The following is a 3,986-nucleotide window of genomic DNA, read 5'->3' as shown; positions in this document are numbered from 1 at the left end:
GGGGGAAGGAGCCGTGCGGCGATATTAAATAAATAGTCAAAACGGTCAAATAGTCAGAACTTTCACGGCAAAGCGAAGCCGCAAGTTGCCCGACTCACGCCATCACGCCCCAGACGGCCTCTTCATCTTGCACTCCGTCGGCAACGCCAGGTCCTTGCCCTCCACGACGGTCTCGGTGCGGAAGCCGTAGTTCGTGCCTTCCAGTGCAAGGACGATCTTCAGCGGATCGATGGACTTGGCCTTCTCGATGGCGGCGGCGATCATGCGAGGTGACATTTCGATGCGCGGCGCCAGGAAACTCTTGTTGTAGCGCTGCTTGTAACCGTTGGCGACCGGCGTGACTTTCGGGTTCTCCACATTCGGATGCCACTCGCCCACCCAGGTGAGCTGGCCTGCCTTCGCCTGCGACACGGCCAGCACCGTGCCCGGCACGCCGCCGGCGCTGTGGTTGATGAAGCGCAGGTTGGTGCCGGCATCAGCGGCGGCTTTCACCAGCAGGTTCAGGTCATTGCCCCAGTTGCCGGTGATGACGGTATCGGCGCCGGCTGCCTTGATCTTCGAGACGTAGGGCGAGAAGTCCTTTACCTGCCCGATCGGATGCAGGTCTTCGCCGACGAACTTAACGTCCTGTCTCACCGACGACAGCATCTCCTTGCCGAGCTTGGCCCACATCTGTCCATGTGCATAGTTCTGGTTCAGCAGATAGACATTCTTGATGTCCTGCTTTTCCTTCATGAAGGCAGTCAGTGCCTTCATCTTCATCGCCGTGTTGGCCTCCGTCATGAAATGCCAGAAGCTGCAGCGCTTGCCCGTCAGCTCGGGGTCGATCGACGAATGATTGACGATCAGGATCGCCTTGTCGGGATTGCGTTCGTTGTTCTTGTTGGCGGCCTCCACCATTGCGCCGACCGCGGTGGAGCCGGAGCCGCCGGTGAACACGACGCGCGCCCCGGCGTCGATCGCACTCTGCAGCGCAATCAGGCTTTCCTGCGGCGACAGCTTGTTGTCGATGGATATCAATTCCATCTTCGTGCCGTTCAGCACGCCGCCCTTGGCATTGATGTCCTCGATCGCATATTTGATGTGGGTGTGCATCAGCTCGCCGATCTCGGCGAACGGCCCGCTGAGCGGATCGATGAATGCCACCTTGAACGTCCCCTGCGCGGAAGACTGGGCGGATGCGTGCGCCGAGAATGCGGCAAGCGACAGGCAAAGTAATGTTTTCCTCATGATGTACTCGTCTCTTTCCAGGTTGTGAATGGCAGGTGCGGACATGCTTTCTGAGGCGGCCTCGCACCCCGTCTTTGATGTATCAATTTCTCCTGCCGGCGGCCTTCCTTTTCATGGCGGGCGCATTGGCGCCGGCTATCTTCAGCAGGATGTTCTGCAGTTGACCGACCATGTCTTCGGGACTGATGCGGCCGTCCGGCCGGTACCAGGTGTACATGAATCCGGCGATGCTGCCGATCGCCAGGGCGGTCAGCTTGGTATTGTCGAAGTCCAGTTTGCCATCCTGCCTGCCCTGTTCCAGCAGTTCGCAGAGTTCGTCGTAGAAGCGGCGCGCCAGCGTGCGCAGCTTGCGTTGCAGCGGTGCCCGCAGCACGCCGCTTTCGCGATAGAAAAAGGTGCCGGCCTTGAAGTGAACGATGTTGGCGGCGGCGAAGCGATGCAATCCCTCGTGCAGTTTTTCCACCGCGGTGCGCGGATCATCCTTGTCGAAATGCATCGCCGTCAGGCAGGCATGGGAAGCTTGCCAGCACAGTGTCTCGAACAAATCATTCTTGCTGGGGAAGTAGTAGTACACGTAGGGTTTGGTCACGCCGAGCTGTTCGACGATGTCCGCCATCGTCGTGCCGGCAAAGCCTTGGCGGAAGAATAGCTCGCGCGCCACCTCAAGAATGCGTTCTCGCTTCTGGTCGTGCACGCCGTCGACAATTGTCTGCCGCTGCTGCTGCGCCCTTTGTGCAATACTTTTCTTCATGCAGTTCCGGAAAATGTCGGGAAGAAGGTTCCCGTGTCCGCAACAATATACCAGCCGGTATAAAGATGCTACCGTCTGGTATGGTATGGCCTGAAAGCCTGCCGGATTTGCGCTGGATCAATGCGATCTCCATTTCGCAACATCATGCTGGCATGCACAAGATCGATACAAAGGAGAGTGTTGGATGCAATCAATCGACTACACCCAGGGCGAGAAGCCGCTGCATGAATACCTGCGCCAGCATGCGCGCACGCAACCCGACAAGCCGGCCTACATCTGGTACGGCGCCGGCTTGTCCTACGGCGAACTCGATCGCCTCAGCGACCGGTTCGCCGCCCGGCTGCACGGGCTCGGCGTGAAGAAGGGCGACCGGGTAGTGCTGTTTCTGAACAATTGCCCGCAATATGCGATCGCGCACTTCGGCATCCAGAAACTGGGGGCGATCGTCAGCCCCTGCAGTCCGCTGTTCAAGAAGCATGAACTCGAATACCAGGTCGGCGACCTCGGCGCCGAAGTCATCGTGGCGGCCGACAGCCTGTACCCGGTGGTGCAGTCGGTGCTGGCGACGACGGCGTTGCGGCACGTGTTCCTGACCAATTACGCCGACCTGCTGCCGCAGCAGCCGGACATCGCCGTGCCGCCCGAGATGCGCACGCCGAAAATACGGCCGGAAGGCACGACCGATTTCCTGGACGCGCTCGACGGTGCGGCGGGCACCCTTCCGGCGACGGAGCTGTCGATGGATGACGTGGTGCTGATGACCTACACGTCGGGCACGACCGGGATGCCCAAGGGTGCGATGCTGACCTACCGGAACGCGCTGTTCAAGACCGCCGGCGCCAACTATGCAGGGAGCGTCGACAACGGCAGCATTCTGCTGGCGGTCGCGCCGATGTATCACATCGCCGGCATGCTGATGGGCATCAACGTCACCATGTACAGCGGTGCCACGGCGGTACTGCTGCATCGTTTCGATCCGGTCGCCGTGCTGCAGGCGATCGACCGCTACAAAGTGACCAACTGGTACAGCATCGCGCCGATGAACGTGGCCATCATGCAGGTGCCGGAGGCAAGGAACTACGACTTGCGGTCGCTGCGCATCAATCCCTGCACCAGTTTCGGCATCACGCTTACCAGGGAGCTGGCGCAGCAATGGCAGGAGTTCGCCGGCGGCTGCCAGACTTTCGAGGCTGCCTACGGCCTGTCGGAGACCCATACCTGCGATACCTACACGCCGCGCGACGCGATCAAGTGGGGCACGCAGGGCGTGCTGATGCCCGGCGTGGAGTGCCGAATCGTCGAGCAGCAGAGCGGACAGGACCTGCCTCCCGGTGCAATGGGTGAAATCGTGCTGCGCAGTGCAGGCAACTTCAAGGGCTACTGGAACAAGCCGGATGCCACGGCGGCGACGCTGCGCGACGGCTGGGTGCATACCGGCGACATGGGCACGCTCGACGCCGACGGCTACCTGACGTTCTCGGGCCGCTTCAAGGAAATGATCAAGGTCTCCGGCTACAGCGTCTTCCCCGAAGAGGTGGAAGTCATCCTCGTCAAGCATCCCGCCGTGAAGCAGGCGGCGGTGATCGGTGTGCCGGACCCGCAGAAGGGCGAAGTGGTGAGGGCAGTGCTGGTGCTGAAGCCGGATGCGGGCGATGTGTCGGCGGAAGAAATCATCGCCTGGAGCCGCGACCAGATGTCGGCGTACAAGGTGCCGAGGGAGGTGGCGTTTCGGAGCGAATTGCCGGCGACGGGGGCGGGGAAGGTGTTGCGGCGGTTGTTGAGGGAGGATTGACGGACTGACTGGACAGGCAAGCTTTGATCAGCTTTTTCCATCCGTAAGAGATGAAGCCGGGGTTTCGCAATGCATGCGTTGCGGCGGCTGAATCGCAGCCGCTTGCGAGGGGTGACGTGGAAAGGTTGTAAGCGAGCCGGCTCCTTCCCCCTCGCAGGGGATGAGCGCGGGGTTTCACAAAGCACTGCTTTGTGCCGCGCAAATCGGAGCCGC

The 3,986-nt window shown here is 60.9% G+C and carries 3 protein-coding genes; 1 reads left to right on the top strand and 2 read right to left on the bottom strand.

Annotated features, from left to right (window positions below; all coding sequences use genetic code 11):
* Nucleotides 1-102: 102 nt before the first annotated feature.
* Nucleotides 103-1,230 carry a branched-chain amino acid ABC transporter substrate-binding protein gene (locus tag V7080_RS24585; protein WP_334191007.1) on the bottom strand — a complete coding sequence of 376 codons (1,128 nt, stop codon included), beginning with the start codon at nucleotides 1,228-1,230 and terminating at the stop codon, nucleotides 103-105.
* An 82-nt stretch (nucleotides 1,231-1,312) separates the two neighbouring features.
* On the bottom strand, nucleotides 1,313-1,981 hold the full coding sequence (locus V7080_RS24580) for a TetR/AcrR family transcriptional regulator (protein ID WP_334191006.1): 669 nt from the start codon (nucleotides 1,979-1,981) through the stop codon (nucleotides 1,313-1,315).
* A gap of 184 nt (nucleotides 1,982-2,165) precedes the next feature.
* Between V7080_RS24580 and V7080_RS24575 the strand changes: the two genes are divergently transcribed.
* Entirely contained in the window at nucleotides 2,166-3,773 is a 1,608-nt protein-coding gene (locus tag V7080_RS24575) for an AMP-binding protein (RefSeq protein ID WP_334191005.1), read from the top strand.
* Nucleotides 3,774-3,986 lie beyond the last annotated feature (213 nt).

Origin of the sequence: Noviherbaspirillum sp., assembly GCF_036846085.1 — a bacterium.
In the GTDB taxonomy this organism is placed as follows: domain Bacteria; phylum Pseudomonadota; class Gammaproteobacteria; order Burkholderiales; family Burkholderiaceae_D; genus Noviherbaspirillum.
Note: the sequence above shows the minus strand (reverse complement) of the source record. Positions and strands in the feature narration are given on the sequence as shown.